Annotated in this window: 25 protein-coding genes; 23 read left to right on the forward strand and 2 right to left on the reverse strand. The window is 28.5% G+C overall.

The window, feature by feature from the left end:
* Nucleotides 1-63: 63 nt before the first annotated feature.
* From NG901_RS12400 to iadA, 6 genes are all read left to right on the forward strand, one after another.
* A complete protein-coding gene (locus NG901_RS12400; protein ID WP_252215077.1) occupies nt 64-1,098 on the forward strand; it encodes a ribonucleotide-diphosphate reductase subunit beta in 1,035 nt (344 codons plus the stop codon).
* A gap of 192 nt (nt 1,099-1,290) precedes the next feature.
* On the forward strand, nt 1,291-2,910 hold the full coding sequence (gene ptsP, locus NG901_RS12405) for a phosphoenolpyruvate--protein phosphotransferase (RefSeq protein WP_252215081.1): 1,620 nt from the start codon (nt 1,291-1,293) through the stop codon (nt 2,908-2,910).
* 142 nt (nt 2,911-3,052) lie between these two features.
* On the forward strand, nt 3,053-3,586 hold the full coding sequence (locus tag NG901_RS12410) for a chromate transporter (RefSeq protein ID WP_252215084.1): 534 nt from the start codon (nt 3,053-3,055) through the stop codon (nt 3,584-3,586).
* A 3-nt stretch (nt 3,587-3,589) separates the two neighbouring features.
* Nucleotides 3,590-4,114: a chromate transporter gene (locus NG901_RS12415; RefSeq protein ID WP_252215087.1), complete on the forward strand. Its 525-nt coding sequence runs from the start codon at nt 3,590-3,592 to the stop codon at nt 4,112-4,114.
* A 167-nt stretch (nt 4,115-4,281) separates the two neighbouring features.
* Nucleotides 4,282-5,556, forward strand: a complete 1,275-nt coding sequence (locus NG901_RS12420) for a tetratricopeptide repeat protein (protein ID WP_252215090.1) — start codon at nt 4,282-4,284, stop codon at nt 5,554-5,556.
* 46 nt (nt 5,557-5,602) lie between these two features.
* The gene (gene iadA, locus NG901_RS12425; protein ID WP_252215092.1) at nt 5,603-6,775 is read left to right on the forward strand and encodes a beta-aspartyl-peptidase; all 1,173 of its coding nucleotides are present in this window, start codon (nt 5,603-5,605) and stop codon (nt 6,773-6,775) included.
* Nucleotides 6,776-6,875: 100 nt separating this feature from the next.
* On the opposite strand, the gene NG901_RS12430 is transcribed toward iadA, so the two are convergent.
* Nucleotides 6,876-7,505, reverse strand: a complete 630-nt coding sequence (locus tag NG901_RS12430) for a cell wall hydrolase (protein WP_252215095.1) — start codon at nt 7,503-7,505, stop codon at nt 6,876-6,878.
* 69 nt (nt 7,506-7,574) lie between these two features.
* Nucleotides 7,575-8,561, reverse strand: coding sequence for a hypothetical protein (locus NG901_RS12435; RefSeq protein WP_252215097.1), 987 nt, complete (start codon nt 8,559-8,561; stop codon nt 7,575-7,577).
* 184 nt (nt 8,562-8,745) lie between these two features.
* Here NG901_RS12435 and cdaA point away from each other — a divergent pair, with 184 nt between their 5' ends.
* The 17 genes from cdaA to ilvD all read left to right on the forward strand — a co-directional run bounded on the left by cdaA (nt 8,746) and on the right by ilvD (nt 26,270).
* Nucleotides 8,746-9,606 (forward strand): diadenylate cyclase CdaA, encoded by an 861-nt coding sequence (cdaA, locus tag NG901_RS12440; RefSeq protein ID WP_252215099.1) that lies wholly within the window; start codon nt 8,746-8,748, stop codon nt 9,604-9,606.
* The gene (locus NG901_RS12445; protein WP_252215101.1) at nt 9,576-10,802 is read left to right on the forward strand and encodes a CdaR family protein; all 1,227 of its coding nucleotides are present in this window, start codon (nt 9,576-9,578) and stop codon (nt 10,800-10,802) included. The genes cdaA and NG901_RS12445 overlap by 31 nt, the downstream gene beginning before the upstream one ends.
* A gap of 118 nt (nt 10,803-10,920) precedes the next feature.
* A complete protein-coding gene (locus tag NG901_RS12450; protein WP_252215103.1) occupies nt 10,921-12,516 on the forward strand; it encodes an NAD(P)/FAD-dependent oxidoreductase in 1,596 nt (531 codons plus the stop codon).
* 173 nt (nt 12,517-12,689) lie between these two features.
* Complete coding sequence (ptb, locus tag NG901_RS12455; RefSeq protein ID WP_252215105.1) at nt 12,690-13,598, forward strand: phosphate butyryltransferase; 909 nt, start codon at nt 12,690-12,692, stop codon at nt 13,596-13,598.
* A gap of 23 nt (nt 13,599-13,621) precedes the next feature.
* The gene (gene buk / locus NG901_RS12460; protein WP_252215107.1) at nt 13,622-14,689 is read left to right on the forward strand and encodes a butyrate kinase; all 1,068 of its coding nucleotides are present in this window, start codon (nt 13,622-13,624) and stop codon (nt 14,687-14,689) included.
* Between the two features lie 390 nt (nt 14,690-15,079).
* Complete coding sequence (locus NG901_RS12465) at nt 15,080-15,553, forward strand: HD domain-containing protein (RefSeq protein WP_252215109.1); 474 nt, start codon at nt 15,080-15,082, stop codon at nt 15,551-15,553.
* A gap of 13 nt (nt 15,554-15,566) precedes the next feature.
* Complete coding sequence (gene folP / locus NG901_RS12470; protein WP_252215111.1) at nt 15,567-16,376, forward strand: dihydropteroate synthase; 810 nt, start codon at nt 15,567-15,569, stop codon at nt 16,374-16,376.
* A 12-nt stretch (nt 16,377-16,388) separates the two neighbouring features.
* Nucleotides 16,389-17,210: a 2-amino-4-hydroxy-6-hydroxymethyldihydropteridine diphosphokinase gene (gene folK, locus NG901_RS12475; protein ID WP_252215113.1), complete on the forward strand. Its 822-nt coding sequence runs from the start codon at nt 16,389-16,391 to the stop codon at nt 17,208-17,210.
* A gap of 207 nt (nt 17,211-17,417) precedes the next feature.
* On the forward strand, nt 17,418-18,251 hold the full coding sequence (locus NG901_RS12480; RefSeq protein ID WP_252215115.1) for an AIM24 family protein: 834 nt from the start codon (nt 17,418-17,420) through the stop codon (nt 18,249-18,251).
* A gap of 82 nt (nt 18,252-18,333) precedes the next feature.
* Nucleotides 18,334-18,630 (forward strand): YerC/YecD family TrpR-related protein, encoded by a 297-nt coding sequence (locus NG901_RS12485; protein WP_252215116.1) that lies wholly within the window; start codon nt 18,334-18,336, stop codon nt 18,628-18,630.
* Nucleotides 18,631-18,820: 190 nt separating this feature from the next.
* Nucleotides 18,821-20,164, forward strand: a complete 1,344-nt coding sequence (gene glmM / locus NG901_RS12490) for a phosphoglucosamine mutase (RefSeq protein ID WP_252215117.1) — start codon at nt 18,821-18,823, stop codon at nt 20,162-20,164.
* Between the two features lie 216 nt (nt 20,165-20,380).
* Nucleotides 20,381-20,794, forward strand: a complete 414-nt coding sequence (locus NG901_RS12495; protein WP_252215118.1) for a hypothetical protein — start codon at nt 20,381-20,383, stop codon at nt 20,792-20,794.
* 366 nt (nt 20,795-21,160) lie between these two features.
* On the forward strand, nt 21,161-21,670 hold the full coding sequence (ilvN, locus tag NG901_RS12500) for an acetolactate synthase small subunit (RefSeq protein ID WP_252215119.1): 510 nt from the start codon (nt 21,161-21,163) through the stop codon (nt 21,668-21,670).
* Between the two features lie 44 nt (nt 21,671-21,714).
* The gene (gene leuC / locus NG901_RS12505) at nt 21,715-22,974 is read left to right on the forward strand and encodes a 3-isopropylmalate dehydratase large subunit (RefSeq protein WP_252215123.1); all 1,260 of its coding nucleotides are present in this window, start codon (nt 21,715-21,717) and stop codon (nt 22,972-22,974) included.
* Nucleotides 22,975-22,988: 14 nt separating this feature from the next.
* A complete protein-coding gene (gene leuD, locus NG901_RS12510) occupies nt 22,989-23,474 on the forward strand; it encodes a 3-isopropylmalate dehydratase small subunit (protein ID WP_252215126.1) in 486 nt (161 codons plus the stop codon).
* Nucleotides 23,475-23,522: 48 nt separating this feature from the next.
* The gene (gene leuB / locus NG901_RS12515; protein ID WP_252215128.1) at nt 23,523-24,605 is read left to right on the forward strand and encodes a 3-isopropylmalate dehydrogenase; all 1,083 of its coding nucleotides are present in this window, start codon (nt 23,523-23,525) and stop codon (nt 24,603-24,605) included.
* A gap of 6 nt (nt 24,606-24,611) precedes the next feature.
* Entirely contained in the window at nt 24,612-26,270 is a 1,659-nt protein-coding gene (ilvD, locus tag NG901_RS12520; protein ID WP_252215130.1) for a dihydroxy-acid dehydratase, read from the forward strand.
* Nucleotides 26,271-26,281 lie beyond the last annotated feature (11 nt).

The following is a 26,281-nucleotide window of genomic DNA, read 5'->3' on the forward strand; positions in this document are numbered from 1 at the left end:
AATGTATAGGAACGTATAGAAATTTTAATTTGCCTTATATTTAATGAAATGGGAGAAAAGAATATGGAAGTAAAGAAAAAACCACTTTTTAATGAATTTGGAGATAGAGATCCTAGATTAAAGAGAGTGATAAATGGAAACACAACTAATTTAAATGATTTTAATAATATGAAATACACTTGGGCATCTGACTGGTATAGACAAGGAATGAATAATTTTTGGATACCAGAGGAAATAAATTTAGCACAAGATTTAAAAGATTATAAAAAACTTTTACCAGAGGAAAGAACAGCTTATGATAAGATATTGTCATTTTTAATATTTTTAGATTCTATACAAACAGCTAATTTAAGTAATATAAATAGTTATATTACTGCAAGTGAAATAAATTTATGTTTAACTATTCAAAGCTTCCAAGAAGCTGTTCATTCTCAGAGTTACAGCTATATGCTTGACAGCATATGCTCACCAGAAGAGAGAAATGAAATACTGTATCAATGGAAAGATGATGAAATTTTACTAAAGAGAAACAAGTTTATAGGCGATTTATATAATGAGTTTATAAATAATCCTAGTGAATATAACTTAATAAAAACGTTAATGGCTAATTATATATTGGAGGGTATTTACTTTTATTCAGGATTTATGTTCTTTTATAATTTAGAGAGAAATGGAAAGATGCCCGGTTCAGCTCAAGAAATTAGATACATAAATAGAGATGAAAATACTCATTTATGGTTATTTAGAAATATAATAAAAGAATTACAAAGTGAAAATTCAGAAAGTTTTACAGATGATTTAAAAAATGAACTTAGAGAAATGATGCGTATAGGTGTTGAGAATGAAATACTATGGGGGCATTACGTAATAGGAGATAAAATTCAAGGAATAAATAAAAAATTAATTGAAGATTATATAAAATATTTAGGAAATAAGAGACTAAAAGAAATAGGCTTAGACGTGCTATTTCAAGGCTATGAAAGCAATCCAGCTACATGGGTTGATATTGTGGCCAATTCTAATTCTGTAAAAACTGATTTTTTCGAAGCTAAATCGACAGCTTACGCAAAAGTTTCCACTTTAATTGATGATTTATAAGAAATTTTGTGAATTTTTGAAATATTTTTTTAGAAAGTTAGCAATATGCTATTAAATATTTTAAAACTTATGTTATAATAACTAAAGTTAGAATTTTAAATCTAGAAGTTATCCTAAAATAACATAATAGATTAACAATAATAGATTAAGTTATAAAACAACAATTTTAAATATCGAGGAGGAGTTTTAGAGATGAAAAGAGGTATTGCTGCATCTAAGGGATATGCAATAGGAAAAGTGTTTTTAACTGAAAATGAAGAAATAGTTATAACTGACGCGTCAGTTAGTGATATAGTGAGTGAAAAAGAAAAATTACAAAAAGCATTAGATAATTCTAAATCACAATTAGAAGCTATTAAAGATAAAGCTGAAAAAGAAATGGGAGCAGAAAAGGCTGCTGTTTTTGAAGCTCATATTACATTGTTAGATGATCCAGAATTTACTGGAGCAATGATGAGTGAAATAGAAATGAATAGTACTAATGGGTTAAAAGCTATAGAAAATGTTACAAATAGTTTTGTAACTATATTTGAATCTATGGATAATGATTACATGAGAGAAAGAGCTGCAGATATAAAAGATGTATCTAAGAGAATAATATCTAATTTTGCAGGTAAAGGCGGAGATGCTTTTGCAATTAATGAAAACAACACTGTAATCGTTGCTCATGATTTAACTCCATCTGATACTGCTCAATTAGATAGAAGTAAAGTAGTAGGATTTATTACTAATATAGGTGGAAGAACTTCACATGCAGCTATTATGGCTAGAACATTAGAGATACCAGCTGTACTTGGCTTAGGTGATATTACAAGTAGTGTTAAAACTGGAGATATGATTATAGTTGACGGATTAACTGGAGATGTAATTCTAAACCCTTCAGAAGACGTTTTAGTAGAATATAGAGCTAAACAAGAAAAGTTCAAAGCAGAACAAGAAGAATTAAAGAAATTAATAGATGTAAAGACAACAACTAAATCTGGTAGAAGAATAGAAGTTTGTGGAAATATAGGTAAGCCAGAAGATGTACTTAGTGTTGTATCAAATGGTGGAGATGGTGTAGGATTATTCAGAACTGAATTCTTATACATGGACAGAGATAGTGCTCCAACAGAAGATGAACAATTTGAAAGTTATAAATTTGTTCTTGAAAAGATGGAAGGTAAGCAAGTTGTTATAAGAACTCTTGACATTGGTGGAGATAAGACTCTTCCATATTTACCATTACCAGAAGAAATGAATCCATTCTTAGGATATAGAGCAATAAGACTTTGTTTAGATAGAAAAGAAATCTTTAAGGTTCAATTAAGAGCATTATTAAGAGCTTCTATATATGGTAATCTTTGTGTTATGTTCCCTATGATTTCAGGTTTAGAAGAATTCTTACAAGCTAAAGAAGTAGTTGAAGAATGTAAAGCTGAATTAAAAGCAGAAGGAAAAGAATATTCAGAAGTAATTCAATGGGGTATAATGGTTGAAATCCCTGCAGCAGCAGTTTATGCTGATGAATTAGCTAAACATGTTGATTTCTTCTCAATAGGAACAAATGATTTAATTCAATATACATTAGCAGCTGATAGAATGAGCGAAAAAGTTTCATATCTTTATAATCCAATGCATCCAGCAGTACTTAGATTAATAAAAATGACTATAGATGGTGCACATAAACACGGAAAATGGGTTGGAATGTGTGGAGAAATGGCTGGAGATGAAGCAGCTATCCCAACATTAGTTGAATATGGATTAGATGAGTTCTCAATGAGTGCTACATCAATCTTAAATGCTAAGAAAATAATGTTAGAACAAGAATAATATTTTAATATATGAAAGAGATGGAGTTTTACTCCATCTTTTTTGTTATATAGAAAATTATAGGAATTTTTAAACTAATAATATAGTTTATTTAGTGATAAAATAATTAGTATTGAAATTTATAATGGATGGAGGTTTATATATGAATAAAATTTTGGAAATGTTTATATCATTTTTTAAAATTGGAGCTTTTACATTTGGTGGAGGATATGCAATGATTCCATTAATTGAAGAAGAAGTTGTTAATAAAAAGAACTGGCTTACTAAAGAAGAATTTATGGATTTCTTGATTGTATCTCAAAGTCTACCAGGAGCTTTAGCTATTAACTGTTCTGCATTTATTGGACAGAAAATAGGGGGAATACTTGGAGAGTTAGTAGCTATCCTAGCAGTAACATTACCATCATTTTTTATAATAATTTTAATTGCTACCTTTTTTATGCAGTTTAGAGATAATTATTTTGTAAATTTAGCTTTTAAGGGAATAAATGCAGCTGTTCCTATGCTAGTTTTATTTGGTGTAATAAGTTTATCAAAGGGTGTACAAAAAAATGTAAGAACGTTAATTATGATAATAGTTGCACTTATAGCATTAATGGCATTTAATATTCATCCTGTAATTGTTATTTTAGTATCAGCAATATATGGAATGATATTTTTAAGAGAGCAGGTATAGAGAATGATATTATTAAAATTATTTACAGCATTTTTTAAGATTGGAGCATTCAGTTTTGGTGGAGGATATGCAATGATTCCTTTTATCCAAAAGGAGATAATAACTAATAATTCATGGCTTACAGTAAGTGATTTTATGGATATTATAGGTATATCTCAAATGACACCAGGACCAGTTTCTATTAACTCAGCAACCTTTGTTGGATTTAAAGTATCTGGGATTTGGGGAAGTCTAGCAGCAACTATAGGAATAATAGCAACATCATTTATATTAGTCACTATATGTTCAAAAACATTAGAAAAGTTTAAAGACTCTAATTTAGTAAAAAGTGCATTACTTGGAATGAGGCCAATATTAATAGCACTTATACTTCAAGCATTTTTTGATTTAGCTAAAGAATCTTATATAGATATAAAATCAATAATTGTTACGTTAATAATTGGTGGATTATTGTTATCTCATAAGGTACATCCAATAATATGCGTGCTTATATCAGCACTATTAGGAATTGTATTTTGGAGTTTTTAATTTTTTAGAAAATTATATAAAGTCGAATTTGTAAACAACTTAAATTAATATTATATATTTAAGTTGACGATTTTTTATTAATGAATACTATATTATTCTTATGTTATACTTAAGTTAATTGAAAAAAATTCATAAAATTCTAAGTGCATACAATAAAGGGGAATAATATGAAAAAGAAAAAGAAAAAATTTTATGATAAAGCCATGGTGTATTATCAAAATGGAGAAATAGGCAAATCGTTAAGAATATGTGAGGAATCATTATCTTATAGTTTGAAAAATCCTTCTATATTAAATTTAAAGGGACTTATATTATATCAACAAGGTAAATTAGATGAAGCTATAACAGTATGGAAAATCAATAAAGATTTTAACAATAATACTATAGCTCAGAATTATATAAAAAGTGCTAATGAAGATAGATTTAGGGTTGATTTATATGAGCTTGGAGAAAAGAAATTAAAAGAATTAAAGATAGAAGAAGCAATAACAATATTTAAAAAGTGTAAAGAAAGTGATTTTAACTGCATAAAGGTAAATACTGCTTTAGCATTATGTTATCAAAAAAAAGGTGAAATAAATAAGTGTATAGATTACATGAATAAAGTTTTGGTTATAGATAAAAACTATAAGATAGCTAATGAAATAAAAAAGCAATTAATAGAATTAAAGGCGTATAAAAAGGAATCTAACAATCTTATTATTAAGTTAATTGTGGTTTTAGTTATAATAGTATCTATATGTGGAGCTATCTATATCTTTAAAAATACCTTTCAAGGTTTTCATAAAAAAAATAGTAATGAATCATTAGAATCACTAAATAAAACAGAAGATAATGCTAGTGCTTCAGAAGATGCAGTTACTGAACAAGTAGAAGAAATCCAACCGAAATCAGCAGAAACAGCTATTAATGAAGAAAATAAAAAGGTAGAATTAGACATAAATAAACTAAATGAGCATTTTGAAAATGGTGAAGTCGATAGTATTTATTATGATTTAGAAAATGTAAATGAACAAGATGTTCCAGATGATTACAAAGGTTTATATAGACGATGTATAAATTTAATAAAGACTTCAGGAATAGAAGTATTCTATGGAAAAGGTATGGAAGAGTTTAATACACAAAATTATGAAAAGGCTAACGTAGAATTTAGTAAAGCATATGATTACTGTGATGGCAATTATCTAAAAGAACATATTATATTTTATAAAGCTGTAACATTAGAGCAACTAAATAATTCTGATGAAGCAATAAAATTATATGAATTATATTATGAAGAGTATCCTACTGGTTCATACGCTGATAATGCATTATACAATCTTTCATTAATACTCAACAATACGAATAAAGAGAAAAGTATTTATTATGCCAATAAATTAAGAGAAAACTTCTCTGGATCTATTTATTTTAATGAAACCATTAACCAAATATTAAATAGTTAATTTAGATTATAAGAAAAAATAAATTCAATAATAGGATGTGATAACAATGATATCAGTAATTAAAGATATTAAGGTATATGCTCCCAAATACATAGGTATAAAAGATATTGTAATAGCAGGAGGTAAGATAGAAGGGATCTATGAAAGCTTAGATATATCAAATACTTTTATTAATGTTAATGTGATAGATGGTAAAAATAAAATTATTTTTCCAGGCTTTATAGATAGTCATGTACATCTTATTGGTGGTGGTGGTGAAGGTGGATATAAAACGCGTACACCAGAACTACAATTATCTAATTTAACATCAAGTGGAATAACAACAGTAGTTGGATGTATAGGTACTGATAGTGAATGTAGGAATATAAAATCTTTAATAGCTAAAGTTAAATCTTTAAAAGAAGAGGGGCTTTCATCATATTGTTATACAGGATCTTATGCTATACCAGTAAGAACATTAACTGGTGTCGTTGAAAGAGATATAATGCTAATACAAGAAATAATAGGTGTTGGAGAAATAGCATTATCAGATAATCGAAGCTCAGAGCCTACTTATGAAGAATTTGCAAGATTAGTAGCTCAATCAAGAGTTGGAGGAATATTATCTAGTAAAGCTGGAGTAGTAAATGTACATATAGGCGAAGGAAGAAGAAGACTTGATTATTTATTTAAATTAATTAAAGAGTCAGATATACCATCATCTCAATTATTACCTACTCATATTAATAGAAATATTAATTTATTTATGGAAGGCTTAAAATATGTAAAAGAAGGCGGTCTTATAGATTTAACTACCAGCAGTGATGTTAACTTTTTAGAAGAAGGTGAACTTACAGCTTCAGAAGGATTAAACAAATACATTGAAGAAGGATTACCAATAGAGAATATAACATTTTCTTCTGATGGTAATGGAAGTATGCCTAAATTCGACGAAAATAAAAAGATAGTAGGGCTTGGAATTTGTTCTGTTGAGTCATTGTACTTGCAAGTTAAAGAAGGCATAAAGAAATATGGGATTCCTATTGAAACAGCTATAAAAGTTATAACTTCTAATGTAGCAGATATATTAAAATTATATAATAAAGGAAGAATAGAAAAGGGAAAAGATGCTGATTTAGTAATAGTTGATGAAAACTCTTTAGATATAGATATAGTTTTATGCAACGGAATAAAGATGGTTCAAGATGGAGAATGCATAGTAAGAGGTACATTTGAATAAAATGTTATTATGAGTTTTAGAAATATTATTTAAGTTATAGATAAAAGTAAATCTAAAAATAATGACCAATCTGATTTAATCAGATTGGTCATTATTTTTATTAAGATTTAACTTTAAAAAAAGTATGATGCCCTATTGTTTTCATATCTTGTTTTTGTGTTTGATGCATCCATGCGCAGGTTGCCGTGCTAGGATTATAAAAGAATAAAGCTTCATTTGTAGGGTCATATCCTCTTATAGCATCATAAACCGCATTGTAACATGCTTGATTTGGAGTAGCTTTAATATCTCCATTTTTAACACATGAAAATGCATTTTTCTGAAAAATTACTTCTTTTATTGAATTTGGAAAGCTGGGATTTATGACACGATTTAAAACAACTGATGCTACAGCTACTTTTCCATCATAAGGTTCACCAATACTTTCTGCATAAACTAATTTAGCCATTAATTCAATATCATTTTCCGTTATATAGAGTTTTTGAGTATCATAACTAAAAACTTCTATTGTAGACTCGTCAATATTTTCATTTGTATTATTTTCATTTAGTTCTGCATTGCATTGAGTTGTAAGGTTTATATTATTTAAATAAGTTTCATTATTTTCCTTTTTAGAAATAAGATTAGTATGAAAGTTGTTACCTAATACTTGGGCATAAGCAACACTGTTATTAATAACGGAAAGATATAGCACTAAACTAATTATGAAAAGGCTATATATTTTTTTCATTAAAAATCCTCCTCTGGTATATTTCAAACCAATAATATTATTGCCCAAAAAGAGCCTTATATACATAAATTAATATTTATATGATAATATGGTTTTTTGTAAATTATCAAAACAACTTAAAAAGTAGTCATATTTATCAAAAGTATCAGTATATAATTCATCAATATTATCTAAAATTAATTTAGATTTATCGTGTAATTTCATTTCATTTTTAATGCTTTTTTCTAGAGAATTAATATAAGAATCATAAGATGAAATAATTTCTTCTAAAGCTTCATAGCATTCTTTACCATCAACAGGAATAGAAATTGATATAGAAGCATCTTTTATTTCATTAAAATCTGAACGTTTTTCATTAAGATCACAAATTAATATAGATAAATCTCTATTATCTTCTCTTATTTTTTCTAGAGCAGGTTTGACATCATTTTTTAGCTGAGAAAATTTATCTAGTAAGTCATTAATTTGTATAAAAAAATCTCTTTTTTGCTCACTTATAATATCATTTTCTCTAATTGATTTATAAGATTCATTTAAAAATTTATTTAAGCTTATAAAAAATGTCTTTAAGTTTTTGGGAGTAGAAATTTTAATCTTAGATTCAGATAATTTATCAGTTTCTTTAATAAAAGCTTCTTCGTTTTTTACTAGGTCTTGATATAATGATTGAAAGTTATCATTATTTTTATTATTTATTATAGAAATAATAGAGTTATATAAATTAATATTTAGTTTTAAATAATTTGAAAGATTGTTTTTTAATTCATTAGAATTAGATTTTTTTAAAGTTAAATTAGTTAGGGTGTTATCTAATGCATTTAGTAGATTTAAATTTTCATCTAAAATTTGTTTTGTATTTTTAAAATCAAGTTTAGCATCGTTTTCATCGAATTTTAATGATGAATTTATATTTACTATTGTCTTAGAAATTTTATTTATTTTATTTAGTTCAGTATTTTTAAAAAATAACGTTAATAATATAAGTATTAATATAAATAAACCAAATAATAAACTTATGATTTTTAATGATTTTTTATCTATTGAAAAGTTTATCATAATCAGAGTCCCCCTTATCAAGTAATAATATATTTTTAGTTACTTAATATTACTTATATTATGTTAATTAGAAAATTATTATAAAAATAATGAATTTTTAATAAAATAGTAATTCTCTCTATATATAATAATTAATGTTTTGATGTATAATTTTATATATATACAAAAGGTGGAGGTGATAGTGTTGCAAGATTTTATATCACTAATAATAAAAAGTTTAAGTAATATGTCTTTATGGTCAATACTAGATATATTGGTAGTTTCCTATATATTTTATAAAGGATATATGCTAATAAAAGAAACAAGAGCGGAACAATTATTAAAGGGTATAGCATTAATTATAGTGTTAATACCAATAAGTTATTTATTAAAATTAGATATGTTATATTTTATATTAAATAAGACACTTACAATTGGGGTATTATCTGTAATTATAATTTTTCAACCAGAAATTAGAAGAGGACTAGAGCATATAGGTAGATCAGCTTTTGAAGATGTACACTATGCAAATGATAAGGAAAGCATAAATATTGCTATAAATGAAATAGTTAATGCTGTACAAAATTTATCAGAAACTAAAACAGGAGCACTAATAGTAATGGAACAAAAAACAGGTCTTGCAGAGATAGTTTCATCAGGCACAATATTAGATGCAAATGTAAGTTCAAATCTTTTAGAAAATATTTTTGTAGTGAATACACCGCTACATGATGGAGCAACAATAATTAGAAATAATAAAATATTAGCTTCAGGTTGTGTTCTTCCTTTGACTAATAATAATAATATTAATAAAAAGTTAGGTACTAGGCATAGAGCAGGATTAGGACTTTCAGAAGTTTCTGATGCGTTAATAATCATTGTATCTGAAGAAACTGGAGTGGTTTCATTAGCTATAAATGGTAAATTAAGTAGAGGGTATGATAGAGAAAGATTAAGAAATATATTATCAAATATAATTGAAAATAGAAATAAAAATAAAAAGAATGTAAAGGATGCTAAAGAGAGGGTGAGATCATGGGTAAGGGGAATAAAAATAAATCATTAATAGCGAAGCTTATTTGTTTACTTTTATCTTTTGGTCTATGGCTGTATATATCAAATGTAGAGAACCCAGTAAGAACCTATGAATTAAAGGGCGTACCAGTAGAACTTATAAATAAAGAAAGCATTTCAAAGTCTAATTTAGCTATAGTAGGAGAGGAAAGTTTTACAGTTGATTTAACTTTAGAGGGAGCCACAAGTGAAATAACAAAAGCCAAAAAAGATTCCTTTAAATTAACAGCGGATATGAGTTCATATGCGTTAAAAAATGGAGAAAATATAATCCCTATTCAAATAGTAAGTTATCCTCAAAATATAAATATAAAAAACAATGGATTTTTAGGGATAAAGATAAAACTAGAGACACTAATAACAAAAGATGTTTCATTGAAATCTCAAGTTAATATCACTTATAAAGAAAATATTTATAAAAAAGATTTAACTGTATCTCCACAAAAAGCAACTATATCTGGTCCGGAAAGTCAAGTGAATAAAGTTGATAGAGGTATTCTTGTAGGAAGTATAGAAAATTTAGAAAAAGATATTAATAAAAAATTCCCTATTAAATTTATAACCAAAGATAATAAAGAAGTTAAAGGTATTACTTCTAATGCCAATGAAGCTGAATTAAATATAAAGATTAATAATGGGAAAACAGTACCTATAAATATAAAAACTATAGGAAATTCAAATGAGGGTATATCTATAGAAAGTATGGTTGTAGAACCTAAATCAGTTCATATTATAGGTGAAGATAAAATATTAAATAGTATAAATTCAATAGATACACAAGAAATTAATATAAGTAACATTACTGCTGATGCTGAAGTAAATACAAATTTAAATTTACCAGAAGGGGTTACTATACAAGAGAATAGCCAAAATGTTAAAGTGAAATTTGCGGTTAAAAAAGCACAAGAGGTAACAAAGAACATTTCATGTGCAGTTGAATATACTAACTTAAATCCTAATTTAATTATTGATTCTTCAAAATCCACTGCTAATGTAAGTATCTCAGGATTGGAATCAGTTATAAATAGTATAACGGAGACAGAACTTAAGGCTACGGTAGATTTATCAAATATAAGTGAGGCAGGTACCTATACTTATAAACCTTCTGTTAATAGTGCTAATAATAGGACTGATTTTAATATATTATCAGTAGATGATGTTCAAATAGTTTTAAAAAATAAACAATGAAAATAGCCACAACTTATTTAATTGTGGCTATTTTTTATGTTATAATCGGTTAAACTTGTAAGTGAGATGTGTTTTAATAAAACATAAATTATTGAAAACAAAATAGGAGAAAATATATATGAGTATAAGAATAAATAATTTAACTTTAGGTATAGATGATAGTAAAGAAGTATTAGAAAAAAAAGTATGTAAAAAATTAAAAATATCTAATCAAGATATAAAAAAATTAACAATAATAAAAGAGAGTTTAGATGCAAGAAAGAAGAATGAAATAAAGTTTAATTATTGTGTGGATATAAAGTGCGATAATGAAAAGAAAATAGTATCTAAAATAAAAGATAATGATGTAAAGCTTAAAGAAGATGACAAAGGCTTACAAATTGAAAAAGGTGATGCTAAGCTAAGTCATAGACCAGTTGTAGTAGGATTTGGTCCAGCTGGAATGTTTGCAGCATTAACTTTAGCTAAGAATGGATATAAACCAATTGTATTTGAGAGAGGAGAAGATGTTGATAGTAGAACAAATGCAGTTCAAAATTTTTGGGAAACTGGAAAGTTGAACATTGAATCAAATGTTCAATTTGGTGAAGGTGGAGCAGGGGCATTTTCTGATGGAAAATTAACAACAAGAATAAAAGACCCTAAATGTGCTTATATATTAGATGAACTTGTAAATGCTGGAGCACCAGAAGAAATTAAGTATTTAGGTAAGCCACATGTTGGAACAGATATTTTAAAAGGTGTTGTAAAAAATATAAGAGAGCAAATCAAGGAACTTGGTGGAGAAATTCATTTTAATTCTAAATTAGAAGATATAAAATATGAAAATAATAAATTAAAAAGTATAACTGTTAATGCAAAGGAACTAGATTGTGAAGCTTTAGTTTTAGCCATTGGACATAGCCCAAGAGATACATATGAAATGCTATATAAAAGAGGAGTTTCTATGGAAGCTAAGCCTTTTGCAATAGGAGTTAGAATAGAGCATCCTCAAGAATTAATAAATGTTAGTCAATATGGAGAATATCACAATCATCCAAGGTTAGGTTCAGCAGAATATAGATTAACTTATCAAAGTGACAAACTAAAAAGGGGTGTATATTCATTCTGTATGTGTCCAGGGGGAACTGTTGTTGCATCTGCATCAGAAGAAGGAAGACTTGTATCCAATGGGATGAGTTATCATGCTAGAAGCTTAGCTAATGCTAATTCAGCATTAGTTGTAACAGTTTCTACAGATGATTTTGAAGGAGATTCACCTTTAAGAGGAATGGAATTTCAAAGACATTATGAAAGTTTAGCATTTAAATTAGGGGGTGGAAATTATAAAGCACCAATACAATTATTAGGGGATTTTATGAATGATAGACCTAGTACAAAGCTAGGAAGTGTTATTCCAAGTTATTCACCTGGGTATGAATTTAAAGAATTAAAAAATTGTTTACCTAGTTATGTTGTAGAAGGAATAAAAGAAGGTATACAAAATTTTTCAAAAAAAATAGAAGGATACGGAATGGAAGATGCAGTTTTAACAGGAATAGAAACTAGAACATCCGCTCCAGTTAGAATTCATAGAAGCAAAACACTTGAAAGCATAACGGTGCAAGGCCTTTATCCAGTGGGAGAAGGAGCCGGATTTGCAGGAGGAATAGTTTCATCAGCAGTTGATGGAGTTAAAGTAGCGGAAATGATAATAAATCAATTTACTTGTTAAATTTGTTGATTTAATTAAATAGTCTCAATATTCTAAAAAAGGGCAATATTAAGTTATTATTTGTTACAATAAAGATAATAAATAAAAATGTATTTTAATTAAAAAAGCAAGAAGAAAAATTAAAGTTAAATATAGACAGAATAATTATTATTAGAATAAGAGGTGCATGTATAATGAGTAAAAACTTTGATGATTTATTATCTAAATTAAAGGCAACTAAAAAGAAAAAGTTATCAGTAGCAGTAGCACAAGATGAACCAGTTTTAGAAGCTGTAATGGCGGCTAAAGAAAAAGGAATAGCAGATGCAATACTAGTTGGGGATCAAGAAAAAATAAGAGCAATAGCAGAAAAAATAAAAATGGACTTAACTCAATTTGAAATAATTCATGAACCAGATATTAAAAAAGCAGCATTATTTGCTGTTCAATTAGTATCAAGTGGAAGAGCAGATATGGTTATGAAAGGTTTAGTAGACACAGCAACTTTCCTAAGAAGTGTTCTTAACAAGGAAATTGGTCTTAGAACAGGTAAAGTTATGTCTCACGTAGCAGTTTTTGAAGTTGAAGATATTGATAGATTAATATTCTTAACAGATGCTGCATTTAATACTTACCCTGATTTAAAAGCTAAAATTCAAATTGTAAATAATTCTGTAACAGTAGCTCATGCTTGTGGAATAGAAGTTCCAAAGGTAGCACCAGTATGTGCAGTTGAAGTTGTTAACCCAGATATGCCAGCAACAATAGATGCATCATTGTTAACTACTATGAATAACAGAGGACAAATAAAAGGTTGTATAATAGACGGACCTCTAGCATTAGATAATGCTTTATCAGAAGAAGCTGCTCATCATAAAGGTATTACAGGACCAGTAGCAGGAAAAGCAGATATCATATTATTACCTAATATAGAAACAGGTAATGTAATGTATAAATGTTTAACTTACACATCAAAGAGTAAGAGTGGTGGTCTATTAGTTGGAACATCAGCACCAGTTATCCTAACTTCAAGAGCTGATAAATTTGAAACAAAGGTAAATTCTATAGCTTTAGCAGCATTAGTTGCTGAAAACGCTAAATAAGATTATTTTGGGGGTATTATTTAATGTCATATAAATTATTAATTATTAATCCAGGATCAACTTCTACAAAAATAGGAGTTTATGAAGACGAAAAAGAATTATTTGAAGAAACATTAAGACACACTAATGAAGAAATAAAGAGATATGAAACTATATATGATCAATTTCAATTTAGAAAAGATGTAATATTAAATATTCTTAAGGAAAAAGATTTTGATATAAATACTTTAAGTGCAATAGTTGGAAGAGGCGGAATGCTTAAACCAGTTGAAGGCGGAACTTACGCTGTTAATGACGTCATGATAGAAGATTTAAAAGTAGGAGTACAAGGTCCTCATGCTTCAAATCTTGGAGGAATAATAGCAAAATCAATTGGTGACGAATTAAATATACCATCATTTATAGTAGATCCAGTAGTTACTGATGAATTAAACGATGTAGCAAGATTATCAGGAGTTCCAGAACTTCCAAGAAAGAGTAAATTCCATGCTTTAAATCAAAAAGCAGTAGCTAAGAGATATGGTAAAGATAGTGGAAAAGGTTACGAAAACTTAAACTTAATAGTTGTTCACATGGGTGGTGGAGTTTCTGTTGGAGCTCACAAACAAGGAAAAGTAGTTGACGTTAACAATGCTTTAGATGGTGATGGTCCATTTTCACCAGAAAGAGCTGGAACAGTACCAGTAGGTGATTTAATTAAAATGTGCTTTAGCGGACAATATACTGAATCAGAAGTATATACTAAGATAGTTGGAAAAGGTGGATTTGTTGGATACCTAAACACTAATGATGTTAAAGGTGTTATAGATAAAATGGAAGAAGGAGATAAAGAATGTGAAAAGATATATAAAGCATTCCTTTATCAAATAACAAAAACTATTGGAGAAATGGCAGCTGCATTAAATGGAAAAGTTGATCAAATATTATTAACAGGTGGAATTGCATATTCACCAACACTTGTTCCAGATTTAAAATCAAATGTAGAATGGATAGCTCCAGTAACTGTATATCCAGGAGAAGATGAATTATTAGCATTAGCTCAAGGTGCTATAAGAGTACTTGACGGAGAAGAAAAAGCAAAAGAATATTAGAAAAAATTAGTAGAGGATGCCTCAAAATGATTTAATAAAATCATTTTAAGGTATCCTCTTTTTTATTAAAAAATATGTCTGTGTTTTAGTGCAGAGTTGATATATGCATAAGTAAAGCTAGACTAAAATAATTAAAGTTAAAAAATATTTAGTAAGTAATATGGATAAAGTATATACAAATAAAGCTGTGTTTTAAAACATAGCCAAAAGTAAAAATAAGATTTAACTGTTAAAAAACCAGGTTATAGTGTAAAGTATGAAGAAAATACTTAATAAATAAGGAGGGAGAAAGTTATAAGAAAACTAAAATTTATTGTGTTAGAAGACTTTGAATATAGAAGATATGATAAAGAAATAAAATTTTTTATAAGTTTTCTGTAACGGTAAAGTATGAACAGACTAAATGATATTTTAAGTGATGAAAAATACATATATTATTTAAAACGAAATAAACAATATGAAAAAAATAGAGAATTTTGCAAACATAATTTAGAACATCTTTTAGATGTAGCAAGAATTGCTCAAGAAATAAATCTAGAAGAAAAATTAGGTTTTTCAAAGGAAATTATATATACAACTGCAATATTACATGATATAGGTAGATCATTTCAATATGAAAATGGTACACCTCATGAAATAGCTTCTTGGGAAGTGGGAAAATACTTTTTAGAAAAGTACCAATTTAATGAAGAAGAAATCGAATTTATAAAGATTGGAATATTAGGACATAGAGATAAAGAGAGTAAAGGATTTTCAAAACTTATTTATAAAGCAGATAAACTTTCTAGACTCTGTATTACTTGTAATGCAATAAATGAATGTAATTGGAGCAATGAAAAGAAAAATATGAAAATATACTATTAGGGGGCAGTACATAATGAAAATAGGAACTAAAGAATTTAAAATTGGTAAGAAAACATATATTATGGGAATATTAAATTTTACTCCAGATTCTTTTTCTGATGGAGGAAAATTCAATGATGTTGATAATGCATTAGAACATGTCAAAAAGATGATAGAAGATGGTGCAGATATAATAGATATTGGTGGAGAATCTACAAGACCAGGTCATACAGTTGTAGAAGAGACAGAAGAAATAAGTAGAGTTATTCCAATAATAAAAGCCATAAGAGAAAAATTTGATATTCCAATATCTATAGATACATACAAAGCAAAAGTAGCAGAAAAAGCATTAGAGGCAGGGGCTAATCTTATTAATGATGTATGGGGATTTAAAAAAGAAAAACATATAGCAGACGTGGCTGCAAAATATAATGTACCTTGTTGTTTAATGCATAACAGAGATAATAAAGAATATAAAAACTTAATTGAAGATATATTAGATGATTTAAAAGAAAGTATAAAGATAGCTAAAGAAGCTGGAGTGAAAGATGAAAATATAATATTAGATCCAGGAATAGGATTTGCGAAAACTTATGAACAAAATTTAGACGTTATGGATAATTTAGAAAGACTTAAGGAATTAGGCTATCCAATGTTATTGGGTACATCAAGGAAATCTATGATAGGACTTACTCTTGACTTGCCAGTAGAAGAGAGAGTAGAAGGAACCATAGCCACAACAGTTATTGGAATAATGAAAGATGCTTGTGATTTTGTAAGAGTTCATGATGTATTAGAAAATTCAAGAGCTGCAAAAATGACTGATGCAATTGTAAGAAGATAGGATGGATGAATTTTGGATAAAATGTATATAAAAAATCTAGAACTCTTTGGTTTTCATGGAGTTTTTGAAGAAGAAAAAAGATTAGGCCAAAAATTTATATTATCTTTAGAACTTGATTTAGATTTAAAAATAGCAGGTAGAACAGGAGATTTAAAAAAGTCAGTACATTATGGTGAATTATGTGAAAAGGTAGAGAAGGAATTCTTAAGAGAGAGTTATGATCTTATAGAAACTGTAGTTTTAAATTTAGCTGACTTCATTCTTAATGAATATAAAATAATAAGTGGTGTTAAAGTGTTCTTAAAAAAACCTTGGGCACCGGTTAAAAAACATTTGGATACTGTTGAAATAATGATTGAAAGAAGAAGACATAGAGTATATATAGGTCTAGGATCTAATATTGGTAATAAAGAAGAGAATTTAAAAGAAGCCATAAATAAAATATCAAAAGAAAAAAATATTTTCATAACAAAACAATCTTCATTTATAAAAACAGAACCATGGGGATATTTAGAACAAGAAGATTTCTTAAATGCAGTTATAGAAATAGAAACAACACTGGAATCAGAAGAGCTTATGGATTCATTACTTAAAATTGAACTAGAGCTAAAGAGAGAAAGGTTAATAAAGTGGGGACCAAGAACAATAGATTTAGACATACTTATATATGATGATGTAGTTTCATCGGATGAAAAAATAATTCTTCCACATCCAAGGATGCATCAGAGAGAATTTGTATTAAAGCCATTAAATGAAATAGCACCGTATCTTATGCATCCTGTACTTAACAAAAGGATATTTACTTTATTTGAAGAACTTAAGTTAAAAAATTGATAATGCTAATTTAAAAAAAGTAGCATAACACGTAATGATTATGCTAGATTTTTAACATAAGTGTATAATTTTCCTGAAAAGCGATAAGAGTTATATAATATAGTATCAATATAGAAATAGTTATTATACATAAATTAATAAATATTACAACGTAATTTGAAATATAGCTAAATTTCAAAAAGATTTATAAAGGTAAGGAGTATGATTATGAGAAGTTCTTTAAATATAACCAACAAATTAACTATGTTAACTGAAATGGAGAATGATTCAAAATTTCAAATTTTAGAATATAGTGATTTAAATGGAGCTACTGATTTAGAAACAGCTTTTGGATTAAATGTAATTAATGAAAGTAATATAAAATTAAAACAAATAAGAATAATGCTTGATGACAGCTCAGTAAAATTAGAATCAGGTCTTTTGAGCTACATGAAAGGTAATATAGATATTAAAAGTGATATAGGTGGGGTATTTGGTTTAGGTAAAAAGTTTATTACCAGTAAATTAACTGGTGAAACTATGTTTAAGCCAATTTATAAAGGTTCAGGAGAAATATTCTTAGAACCATCATTTGGACATTTTGCTTTAATTGAATTAGAAGATGATGAAATAATTGTAGATGACGGACTGTTTTGTGCTTGTGAAGATGGAATTGAGGTAGGAGCATCAATACAGAGAAATTTATCTTCAGCATTTTTAGGAAATGAAGGATTATGTCAAACTAAAATAAGCGGTAATGGAATAGTTGCATTAGAAATACCTGTTCCAGAGACTGAAATATTTAAATGTATATTAATAGACGATACATTAAAAGTAGATGGAAATTTTGCGATTTTAAGGACTGGAAATATTGAATTTTCTGTAGAAAAATCATCTAAATCTATTACAGGTGCTATAACAAGTGGTGAAGGTTTTGTTAATGTATATAGAGGTACGGGAGAAGTATGGCTTATTCCAACTAAAGCTATATATGACGATATGAGAACTAAAAGCTTTAAAGAAATGACTAAGCCAAGCAAAGAAAGAAATACGGAAAATTAATGCTTTGATATATTAAAGTTGTAAAGAAAAGAAGTTAAAGTTATAATATTTAAAGATGAAATAATTAAAGAGGTGAGAGATAATGAGTTCGTCAGATTCGAAAATTAAAAGCGAAGAATTAGACTTATTTTTTAAAGGAATTTTAGAACTTGAAAATATAGATGAATGCTATAACTTTTTTGAAGATGTAGCTACAATCAATGAAATAAAATCATTAGCTCAAAGATTTTATGTTGCTATGCTTTTAAATAGTAAAAAAACTTATACTGAGATTGCAGAAGCAACAGGGGCAAGCACAGCAACTATAAGTAGAGTGAATAGGTGTTTAAATTATGGTAGCAATGGTTATAAAACAATTTTAGAAAAATTAGAAAAATAAATTTATTAAACTTTTGCTATAAATAGTTAAAAGATACTTAAAACATTGTCAATATTGATGAAAAACATTATACTGTTATATATAAAATTAAAAAAATTATCAACTTAAATAGATAATTATCAAATTTACTATTATTTCATAATAATATAGTAATCAGATATATGAGATAATAAAAAAGCGAGGTAAAAATATGGATAGAATGTTTGGAACTGATGGAGTTAGAGGAATTGCTAATACTGAGTTAACAGCTCAAATGGCTTATAACTTAGGTAGAGCTGGTGCATACGTTTTAACAGAAGGTGCACATAAGCCAAAAATATTAGTAGCTAAGGATACAAGAATATCAGGGGACATGCTAGAGTCTGCTTTAGTTGCAGGTATATTATCAGTTGGAGCAGAAGCAGTAATATTAGGAGTAGTTCCAACACCAGCAGTTGCATATTTAACAAGAAAATATGATGCAGATGCAGGTGTAATGATATCAGCTTCTCATAATCCAGTAGAATACAATGGAATAAAGTTCTTTAATAATAAAGGATATAAACTTTCTGATGAATTAGAAGATGAAATTCAAAGAGTAATTGAAAGTGATTTTGAAGGAGTACCAAGTCCTATTGGCATAGACTTAGGAAGAGAAAGAATCGAAGTTGCGGCATTAGAAGATTATACAGAATTTGCAAAACAAACAATTCCTTATAATTTAAAAGGAATGAAGATAGCATTAGATTGTGCTAATGGTGCATCTTATAAATCTGCTGTAAAAGCATTTAGAGATTTAGGTGCTGATGTTTTTGTAATTAATGATAATCCAGATGGAACTAATATAAATAAAAAATGTGGTTCAACACATCCAGAAGAACTTATGGATTATGTTGTTAAAAAAAGCTGCGATTTAGGATTTGCATTTGATGGAGATGCTGATAGATGTTTAGCAGTTGATGAGAATGGTAAATTAATAAATGGTGATTTCATATTAATGTTATGTGCTAATTATTTAAAAGAAATAGGAAAACTAAAAGAAGATACATTAGTTGTAACTGTTATGAGCAATTTAGGTTTAGATATTGCATGTAGAGGACTCGGAATAAAGCTTGAAAAAACAAAAGTTGGTGATAGATATGTTCTTGAAGAAATGACTAAGGACAACTATGTACTAGGTGGAGAGCAATCAGGTCATGTTATATTCTTAGACTATAATACAACTGGAGACGGGCTTGTTACAGCTCTTCAAATTGCATCAATAGTTAAAAAGAAAGAAAAAACATTATCAGAATTATGTTCTGTAATGAAAGAATTACCACAAGTTTTAGTTAATGCAACTGTTCCTAATGATAAAAAGAACATATACTTAGAAGATGCAGAAATAATAGAAGCTATTAAAGAAATCGAAGCAAAACTAAATGGTGTAGGAAGAGTCTTAATAAGACCATCAGGAACTGAACCATTAGTTAGAGTTATGCTAGAAGGTGAAAACCAAGCAGAAATAGATGAAATGGCTCATGGTCTAGCTAACTTAATTTTATCTAAAATATAAAATTATTATATATAAGTAAATTTGAGACTAATAAATTTATAAAGAACCATCATAAGATGATTAAGAATCATTTTGTGATGGTTCTTTTTATATGGTCATTTTTAAAAATATGCAATAAGAATAAAAATTGAGTTTTTTGTTTAGAGAATAGCAATTGTGAAACTAGGGTATAAATAAGGTGATATACAAAAGTACATGCTAAGGAGGGAAAAGCTTATGAATATAGTTCCGTATAATGAATATTTATTAGTTATGCCAAATGGTGATACTAAGGGGTTCGATGATTTAGAATTAGCAAAAGCTTATATAAATATATATTATGAAAGGATTATAGACCATAAAATTGATAAAGATGATTATAATGATGCAACGGAAATTGGAGCAGAGGAACCAAGAAGAAATATATGTACTCAATTAGGAGTAGATGAAGGACGATGTGAAGTTTATAGCATAGATAATTTCATAGAAATTGTAAGCGATCAAGTGGTTTTTGATGCTGAAAGGGAAGAAATAATATCAAAATTATTAGCAAAGGAGATAAGCTTTAATGTTTATGATTATAATCTAGATACTATATTACCAGATATTGAAACTATAGACATGATGGAACCTTATGGTGATCCAGATTAATGATAAAAATTATGTATTATTATAATGTTTAATGAACAAACATTATAAAATCAATATGATAAAATTAAACGAAGTATAGTTTTGAATTATTAATAAAATAGCTATTTTATTAACTAAATGGAAAATATATATTAAAAAATATTCCTTAATATATAAGTTTTGTAAAAATAATCTACGGTTGTTGACTTTGATATTTTATAAGAGTAAACTTTAAAAAAAGCAAAAGTTAATGGTGTGCAACCGTTATATGCAAGGGTTTGTTAGAACCTAGTGATATTTTATATAAGCGGAGATTAACCACTTTTTATGGTTTGTATCATTAAAAGTGGTTTTTGCTTTAAATAAATTTTACGGAGGTATGATTTTATGAGGAAATATGTATTATCCGTTTTAGTAAAGAATTCATCTGGTGTATTAAGTAGGGCTTCAGGGTTATTTTCAAGACGAGGATATAATATTGATAGCATAACAGCAGGAAGAACAGAAGATCCTTTAGTATCTAGAATGACGATTACTTTAAGCGGAGATGATGATGTTTTAGAACAAGTTAAGAAGCAATTAAATAAACTTGAAGATGTTATAAGAGTAATAAATATTACTTCTGATGATTCCGTTTATAGAGAATTAGTACTTATAAAAGTTAAAGCTAGTGGAGATGAAAGAGCAGCAATTAATGAAACAGCAAAGATATTTAGATGCAAAGTAGTTGATGTTTCACCAAATACTTTAACTATAGAGCTGACAGGTGATGAAAATAAAATATCAGCACTAATAAAACTCATGGAAGAGTATGGAATAGAAGAGATGGTTAGAACAGGGATAACTGCTCTTCAAAGGGGAATTTCAACAATTAAAAATTCAGTTGAGGAATATTAAAATATTTGCTGAGTTAAAAACATATTTTTAGGAGGATGATAAAAATGGGGATGACAATGACTCAAAAAATATTAGCGGAACATGCAGGATTAGAAAGTGTAAAAGCAGGTCAATTAATCGAAGTAAATCTTGATTTAGTTTTAGGAAATGATATTACAACACCAGTGGCTATAAATGAATTTAAAAAATTTGGTATTGATAAAGTTTTTAATAAAAGTCAAATTGCAATTGTGCCAGATCATTTTACTCCAAATAAAGATATAAAAGCAGCTGAACAGGTAAAGTATGTTAGAGAATTTTCTAATAAGATGGGGATAGAAAATTTCTTTGAAGTAGGAGAAATGGGAATAGAGCATTGTTTACTTCCTGAAAAAGGACTAGTTGTTGCAGGGGATGTGGTTATTGGTGCTGATTCTCATACTTGCACATATGGAGCTCTTGGAGCATTTTCAACTGGAATAGGTTCAACTGATATGGCAGCAGGAATGGCTACTGGACAAACTTGGTTCAAAGTTCCATCAGCTATAAAATTTATTCTTAAAAATAAGCCAGCTAAATGGGTAAGTGGAAAAGATATAATTTTACACATAATTGGAATGATAGGTGTTGATGGAGCTTTATATAAATCAATGGAGTTTGTTGGAGATGGATTAAGTTATCTTTCCATGGATGACAGATTTACAATGGCTAATATGGCAATTGAAGCAGGAGGAAAAAATGGTATATTCCCAGTAGATCATAACACAGTTGAGTATTTAAAAGAACATACTAAGAAAGAGTGGAAAGTTTATAAAGCTGATGAAGATGCAGAATATGATGAAGTTATAGAGATAGAATTAAATACTTTAAGACCAACAGTTTCATTTCCTAATTTACCTGATAATACAAGAACTATTGATAATGTAGGAAATATAGATATTGATCAAGTAGTTATTGGATCTTGTACAAATGGAAGAATATCAGATTTAAGAATAGCAAGGGAAATTTTAAAATGGAAAAAAATTAAAAAAGGAGTTAGATGTATAGTTATTCCAGGAACTCAAAAGATTTATTTGCAAGCATTAGAAGAAGGTATTATTAAAGATTTAATTGAAGCAGGAGCAGTGGTTTCAACACCAACTTGTGGTCCATGCTTAGGTGGTCATATGGGAATATTAGCAAAAGGAGAAAGATGTGTTTCAACAACAAATAGAAATTTTGTGGGTAGAATGGGACATGTTGAATCAGAAGTATATCTTGCTAGTCCAGCAGTAGCAGCAGCATCAGCTTTAACAGGAAAAATAACTGATCCAGAGTTAGTATAAAGGGGGATTTTTATATGAACGTAAAAGGTAGAGTATTTAAATATGGTGATAATGTTGATACTGATGTAATAATTCCAGCAAGATACTTAAATACATCTAATCATAAAGAACTTGCATTACATTGTATGGAAGATATAGATAAAGATTTTGTTAATAACGTAAAAGACGGCGATATAATAGTTGCTAATAAAAATTTTGGTTGTGGCTCTTCAAGAGAACATGCACCTATAGCAATTAAAGCATCGGGGATTAGCTGTGTTATAGCATCAACATTTGCAAGAATCTTTTATAGGAATTCAATAAATATAGGTTTACCCATATTAGAGTGTGATGAAGCAGTAAAAAATATTAATAATGGAGATGAACTTGAAGTTGATTTCTCAACAGGGATAATTAAGAATCTAAGTAAAAATGAACAATATCAAGGTGAAGCATTTCCTGAATTTATGCAAAAAATTATAGATAATGATGGGCTAATAGGATATATAAGAAACAAATAATTTTTAGTAAGCAATAAGGAATAAATAAAAATAATGGGGGGACTATTTATGAAATATAATGTGGCTGTAATACCAGGGGATGGGATAGGCCCTGATATAGTAACAGAAGCTATAAAAGTATTGAACGTAGTTGGGAAAAAGTTTGGACATGTATTTGAATATGAATATGTAATGGCTGGAGGATGTTCTATTGATAAAACTGGAGAAGCTCTTCCAAAGGAAACTCTAGATATATGTAAAAAAAGTGATGCTGTTTTGTTAGGTGCTGTGGGGGGGCCAAGATGGGATAATCCTGATGCAAAGGTTAGACCTGAACAAGCATTATTAGGATTAAGAAGTGGAATGAATCTTTATTGTAACTTAAGACCAGCAGTATTATATGAACCTCTTAAAAATGCATCACCACTTAAAGATGAAATAGTTAAAAATGGAATAGATATTGCTATTGTAAGAGAGCTAACAGGCGGTATTTATTTTGGTGAAAGAGGAAGAGAAGAATTAGAAGGCGTAGAATCAGCTTATGATACAGAAAGATATAGCACTGTTGAAATAAAGAGAATAGTTAAAATTGGATTTGAAACAGCAATGAAGAGAAATAAAAAATTAACATGTGTTGATAAGGCAAATATACTTGAAACTTCTAGACTTTGGAGAAAAGTAATTGGGGAAATCTCAAAAGATTATCCAGAAGTTAATGTTAATTATTTATATATAGATAATGCATCAATGCAACTTGTAAAAGATCCAACTCAATTTGATGTAATTGTAACTTCTAATATGTTTGGGGATATTTTATCTGATGAGGCTAGTATGATTACAGGATCTATTGGAATGTTACCATCAGCATCATTAGGTGATGGGACTTTAGGAATGTATGAACCAATTCATGGTAGTGCACCTGATATAGCAGGTAAAGGAATTGCAAATCCATTAGCAACAATATTATCTGCAGCCATGATGCTTAGATATAGTTTTAATTTAGAAAGTGAAGCAAAGCTAATTGAAAGTTCAGTGTTATCAGTTTTGGAAGATGGTTATAGAACTGGAGATATAATGAGTGAAGGAAAAATTAAAGTTGGAACTAATGAAATGGGAGATTTAGTTTGTAAAAAAATAAATAAGGGGGAATAGTGATTTATGAAGAGTGATGTTATAAAAAAAGGTCATGGAAAAGCAGCTCAAAGATCACTTCTTAAGGCTTTAGGATTAACAAATGAAGAAATTTCAAGACCTATTATAGGAATAGTTTCATCACAAAATGAGATTATTCCAGGTCATATGAATCTTGATAAAATAACTGAAGCTGTTAGAAAAGGAATTTTAATGTCTGGTGGTACGCCACTTGTTATACCTACAATTGGGGTGTGTGATGGTATAGCAATGGGACATGAAGGAATGAAATATTCTTTAGTTACAAGAGAACTTATAGCAGATTCTATTGAGTGTATGGCTAAAGCCCATGCTTTTGATGCATTAGTCTTAATTCCAAATTGCGATAAAATTGTACCGGGTATGGTTATGGGTGCTTTAAGAGTTAATGTTCCATCAGTTGTTATAAGTGGGGGGCCAATGCTTGCAGGAAAACATAAAGGAAAAGATATTTCTTTAACTACAATGTTTGAAGCTGTTGGATCATATGAAAATGGAACAATGGATGAAAAGGAATTATGTGATTTAGAAGAGTGTGCATGTCCGACATGTGGTTCATGTTCAGGAATGTTCACAGCTAATTCTATGAATTGTTTATGTGAAGTATTAGGTATAGCGTTACCTGGAAATGGAACTATTCCAGCAGTTTTTTCCGAAAGAATAAGACTTGCTAAAAAAGCTGGAATGGCTGTTATGAAGATGTTAGAAAATGATATTAAACCAAGAGACATTATAAATGAAAGAAGTATTATGAATGCACTTAAAGCTGATATGGCACTTGGATGTTCAACTAATAGTGTGCTTCATATAACAGCAATAGCAAATGAAGCAAAGGTTGATATGAATTTAGATATAATAAATGATTTATCATCAAAAACACCAGATCTTTGTAAGTTGGCACCAGCTTCAAATATTCATATTGAGAATTTGTATGCAGCAGGTGGAATTACTGCAATCATGAATGAACTTTCTAAGAAAGATATTTTGGATTTAGATTGTATTACTGTTACAGGAAAAACTCAAGGAGAAAATATTAAAGGGGTAACAGTTAAAGATTATGAAGTTATTAGACCAATAGATAATCCGTATAGCGAAAATGGAGGAATAGCAATACTTAGAGGAAACTTAGCTCCAGATGGTGCAGTTGTAAAAAGAGCAGCAGTTTTACCGAAGATGTTAGTTCATGAAGGACCAGCTAGAGTATTTAATTCAGAAGAGGAAGCAAATTCAGCAATTTTTAATAAAAAAATAAATCCAGGTGATGTAATTGTAATAAGGTATGAGGGACCTAAAGGGGGACCTGGAATGAGAGAGATGCTTCAGGCAACAGCAGCAATTGCAGGTATGGGACTTGATGATTCTGTTGCACTTATAACTGATGGAAGATTTAGTGGAGCTACTAGAGGTGCATCTATAGGACATGTTTCTCCAGAAGCAGCATCTGGTGGAATGATTGGATTAATAGAAGATGGGGATATTATTTCAATAGATATAAATAATGCAAAATTAGAAGTTAAATTAAGTGACGAAGAAATTCAAAGAAGAAAACTTAAATTTAAACCACTAGAACCAAAAGTAAAAGATGGGTACTTATCTAGATATGCAAAGCTTGTAAGCTCTGCCAGTGAAGGTGCAATATTAAAGTAATGTTCTATGTT

The organism is Clostridium sp. CMCC3677 (genome assembly GCF_023845585.1).
Lineage (GTDB): Bacteria > Bacillota > Clostridia > Clostridiales > Clostridiaceae > Clostridium > Clostridium aquiflavi.